The organism is Streptomyces sp. MK37H, from assembly GCF_018035285.1.
Lineage (GTDB): Bacteria > Actinomycetota > Actinomycetes > Streptomycetales > Streptomycetaceae > Streptomyces > Streptomyces endocoffeicus.
This window is the reverse complement of sequence record NZ_JAAAYH010000561.1, coordinates 1-4723: the sequence shown is the minus strand read 5'-3', so window position 1 is coordinate 4723 and position 4723 is coordinate 1. Positions and strand designations below refer to the sequence as shown.

General features: G+C 68.2%; 3 protein-coding genes and 1 pseudogene. 3 read left to right on the top strand and 1 reads right to left on the bottom strand.

The window, feature by feature from the left end:
• A partial coding sequence (locus GWI24_RS40530; RefSeq protein WP_210951024.1) for a phosphotransferase family protein occupies window positions 1–819 on the top strand: 819 nt, incomplete at its 5' end.
• A gap of 247 nt (window positions 820–1066) precedes the next feature.
• Complete coding sequence (locus GWI24_RS40525; RefSeq protein ID WP_210951023.1) at window positions 1067–1450, top strand: VOC family protein; 384 nt, start codon at window positions 1067–1069, stop codon at window positions 1448–1450.
• A 41-nt stretch (window positions 1451–1491) separates the two neighbouring features.
• Here the strand turns inward: GWI24_RS40525 and GWI24_RS40520 are convergent.
• Window positions 1492–2363, bottom strand: a pseudogene (locus GWI24_RS40520) (IS5 family transposase).
• A gap of 852 nt (window positions 2364–3215) precedes the next feature.
• Here GWI24_RS40520 and GWI24_RS40515 point away from each other — a divergent pair.
• Window positions 3216–4723 (top strand): FGLLP motif-containing membrane protein (locus tag GWI24_RS40515; protein ID WP_210951022.1); only part of this gene is annotated, 1508 nt, incomplete at its 3' end.

Below are 4723 nucleotides of genomic sequence, written 5' to 3'. Positions count from 1 at the left end.
ACCATCGGCACGCGGGACGGAGGCACCCGTGATCTGGTGCTGCGGACCTTCGTCAACGAGGAGCACGCCGAGGGCTGGCTGAACAGGGAGGCTGACGCCTTGACCCTGCTCACGGGGACCGGCGTGCCGGCTCCTGAACTGGTCGCGGTTGCTCCGACCGCCACGCATTGCGAGTATCCGTCGCTCCTTATGACCCATCTGGCAGGCCGGGCGGTCCTCGCCGATGAGGGATTGGAGACGCGCGTCCCTCTGCTGGCCCGTCAACTCGTGGCGATCCACGCGTTGCAACCCGCCGAGCGGCCCCGGGGGTACGCGGCGTGGACGACCGCCGACACCGTCGTGACTCCGAAGGGAGCCGACGCGGCGGCATGGGCCGCGGCGACCGACGTGATCCGCAGGCCCGCGCCGCCCTATGAAGGGCGATTCCTGCACCGGGACTTCCAACCCGGCAACGTGCTGTTCGACGTGGAGCCCCCAAGCTCGGCAGGTCCCCGGATCACCGGCGTCGTCGACTGGGCAGCGGCCTCGTGGGGCCCGGCGGACCTCGATGTCGCGCACTGCTCCACCAACCTCGCGCTGCTGCACGGCCCGGCGTGGGGTCTGCGATTCGCTGAGGCGTATGAGGAGGCCGGCGGGGTGCTGGCAGCGGTCGCGAGCGAACGTCTGTACTGGCGGGTACGGGACGGGCTGGCGTGCTCAGAAGAAGTGCAATTGGTGGCGCAGCCATGGCGGGAGGCAGGGAGGACAGAGCTGACAACGCGAGCCGTGGAGGAGCGTCTGGATGCCTACGTCACCGCCTTGATGGACACGCTCGGCTGAGCCAAGGCGGTCCGAGGCGCGGACACGGCGGCGAACCGCCATTGCCCGTGCCCTCCCTCGATTCGAACAGCGGCATCGCCCGCCGTGACCACTCCCCGTGGTCCGTGCCAGAGCCAACTCGGGTAACGGGATTGTGGCGCTAGGTGTGTTGTCTCAGCACGTTGGTGACGGGCGCCCGAGCTGTATGCGCGAAGAAACGAGCGCAACTCGGTGGCGTCTGGAGTGGAAATCAGGAAGGCTCGCGCGCATGGTCTCGGTATTGCAGAACGTGGCGATTGACTGTGCGGATGCCTACGAGCTGGCCCGGTTCTGGAGCAGGGTGACCGGCCGTCCGCTGCACCCGGAGGACAAACCGGGTGATCCGGAGGCTCAGGTGCTGCTGGCGGAGGGCCCAGTGCTGCACTTCAACCAGGTGCCCGAAGCTAAGACGATCAAGAACCGTATCCATCTGTGTTTGCGCCCAGAGACCTCGCGTGAGCAGGAGGTGGAACGGCTGCTGGGCCTCGGCGCCACCTTTGTCACCGATCACCGCAATCCCGATGGCTCTGGCTGGGCGGTCCTTGCTGATCCCGAAGGCAACGAGTTTTGCGTTCTGCGCAGCGAGTCCGACCGAGCCGCCATGACTTCCTGAGGCTTCTGTGGTCATCCTGGCCGGTTCCGGATGAGTGCTGGTCACAGCCACTCGTTGATGGCCGAGACGAGGACGGTCGCTTCGTAACGGACGGCGAGCTTGTCGTATCGGGTGGCCACGGCCCGGTGCCTCTTGATGCGGTTGATGCCGCACTCGACCGCGTGCCGAGCCTTATAGTCCTGCGGGTCGAACTTCGCCTGCCGACCGCCGCGCGAGCCGCGCTTCTTGCGGTGGCGTGCCTGGTCTGCCTTGTCCGGGATGGTGCAGCGGATCCCGCGCCGTCGCAGGTAAGCGCGGTTCTTCCGGGAGGCGTACGCCTTGCCGGCGCGCACGCGATCGGGCCGGGCGCGCGGTCTGCCCGGCCCGAGACGCGGACGCGGACCTTGTTCAGGACGGGCTCGAACCGTGGGGAGTCGCCCCGCTGCCCGGCCTTGATCACGATGGACATGGGTTTCTGGCCCTGTTCGACGGCCAGGTGCAGCTTGGTGGTCAGGCCGCCGCGCGAGCGCCCGAGCCCGTGGTCGCCGGCTCGACGGAGACGCCGCCGGGCGGCTCCTTCTGCAGCTCCCCCTTTCCCTCGCCCCGGCGGCGTGCTGGTGGGCCCGGCACACCGTGGAGTCGACGTTGATGTCCCAGGTGATCAGGCCCTTGGCGTCGACCCGGGCCTGGAGCTGCTCAAAGATGCGGTGCCAGGTTCCGTCCCGCTGCCACCGGCGGAACAGGTAGTAACCCGGCCCCACGGCCCGTACTCGGCGGGCAGGTCCCGCCACGGGATGCCGGTGCGGATCCGGAATCGTATGCCGTCGATCAACCGCCGCCTGGCCCACGTCGGCGGGCGTCCGGGCTTCTTGCCCCTCGGCAACAGCGGTTCCAGCACTGTCCATTGCTCGTCCGTTAGGTCTCCACGTGCCACAAACCAAGATCATCCCATGTTCAAGATCCACTTTCGATACAGGCCCTGGCCCTGCCCTCAGGTGTCCCGTGTCTCGCGATGTTCTTGCCGCCTTGACCCGACAACATCAGCCGAGCCCACCCTGCATGCGGGGTGGGCTCGGCTCTTGAGCGCCGGGCAGGCCTTGCACCTGCATCTCCCCGCAGGAAGCGGGGCGTCTTTCCTTGGACCACCAACGCGCAACGGGCTGCCCGGAGTTCGGGCGACCTCGTCAAGATCAAGTATAGCGCACACGGTCAACTACGCGGACGCAGGCGTGGCACGCCACTGGCGCGCTGTCTGCACCTGCGGCTGCACCGGGGGCATCCTCGACTTCCGGGCCGAGCCGATGGCATCCAGTCGGCGGAACAACGGACGGCGGCGTTCCTCGCTGGACCGGTCAGGACAGCCCGGGCGAAAGAGGCGATGCCGATGATCGGCCCCGGCAGGGGGCGCTCACCGTCTTGAGATGCAGCGTGGGATGAACGACGGACCGCGCCTTACGTCAATGATCTGACTTAGCGACCCGATGTACGGAGAGCGACTGCCGATGACCGTTCGTCACGCCTACCGTGTGCAGGGAGCACGTCATCGGGGGGCGTCATGGGGCGGGCTGGGCCATCGGCCGCACGGCTGTCGGCGTTCATCTTTCTTCTGGGGTTTCTGCTGGTCACTCCGGCGAGAGCGGACGAAAGCGCGCGGCTGGAAGCGACGCCGCGCCGGGCGGCCGAGGGATCGTACGGGGTCCTGAGCGTGTCGCACGCCCCCGAGGCATGCGGGAAAGGCGGAGACGGGTTCCTGGCACCGGCGTCCGTCCGCCTGCTCTGGGAGGGCGTGTCGAGCGAGAGCAGTGGCACACGGGACGCCTGGTCGTCGTACCGCATCAGTGGCGACTCGTTCCTCGTCGGTTTTCAGTATCCGAACGTCTCGGCCGACGACCGGGTCGGATCGCACACCGTGGTCGTGGAATGCCGGTCTGCCGACGGCAAGTCCTGGACGAGGGCCGGGACCACCACGCTCGACCTCGAAGGGCTCGGCCAGGACGCGCCCAGTTACCACTTCGGCGGCGGGCCCGGAATCCAGATCAGCGAGGGAGCGGTGTCGGAGGGTGAGAGACGCCGGACGATCCGCGTCGAGAACGCCGCCCATGAATGCTCCGGCGGTCAGGTCCGGCTGGATGGCCGCGCACTGGCGACCACGCTGACCTCAGAGGGAGGGCTGGGGTACGTCACAGCCGAGTTCACCGTCCCCGCGAACACCCGACAGGGGCGACACCAGATCGCGCTTGACTGCCCGCAGGGCACGTTGATCAGCTACCCGATCGCCGTCAGCAGGACGGCAGTCCCCGCCGATGCTCCACCGCCCGCCGCCAACACGTCGCCGGTGTTCTCGGCGATCCCCAAGCCCTCCGAGGTGCCGTGGGGACTGCGCAGCGTGGCCACAACGCTGGTGGTGGCCTCCGCACTGATCCTGCTGATCGGCTTTCCGGCCGACATCGTGAACAAGACGATCGAAGAGAACCGGCAGGAGATCGAAGGCTGGTTCCGCCCTTGGGCGGCGTGGATGCGCCGCCAGCGGACGCGGATGAGCGCTCTGCGCATCGGCGGGCGGACTCTCAGCGCTCTGTGGGCGTCACCCAGGCGGCAGTTCTGCTGGTTCGCACTGGCCGCCGCGCTGCTGACCACCCTGATCGATCCCGCTATCGGCATCCGCGGCGACACGATGATGCTCTTCTTCGGCCTCCTGGTGGCAATCCCGGTGACCACCCTGGCCTACGCAGTGGTGGTGGAGTCCTTCGCGCGGCGCTTCTCGGACGGTGTGACCGGCGCCTTGTCCGTCCTGCCGTTGGGACTCGCCCTGGCCGCGTTCTGCACACTGCTGTCGGTGGTGGCCGGATTCGTACCGGGCTATGTCTTCGGCCTCATCGCCGGATACGCCACGGCCGACGAGGCCAGGCGGCGGCTGTCGGACGAGGACGAAGGACGCAGCGTGCTCGCGGGAACGCTCTGCCTGCTCGCTGTCGCGCTGCTGGCCTGGGTCGCCCTGGAGCGTACGCATGACGGGACCTGGCTGCCCGTGCGGACGCTGGACGCCGTGCTGTCCGCGGTCTTCCTGCTGAGCGTGCAGACTCTCGTCTTCGGGCTGATACCGCTGCACATGATGGACGGGCGACGCCTGCTGGCCTGGAGCCGTCCCGCCTGGCTGGGCGTCTACGCGGTAGCGGTGATCTGCTTCGTACACCTGCTGGTACTGAACCGGCGGGACGTCCTGAAGCAGGGCACCGCGCCCGCGTTCGCGTCCACACTCGCGCTGTTCATCGGCTTCGGCGCGCTGTCTCTGGC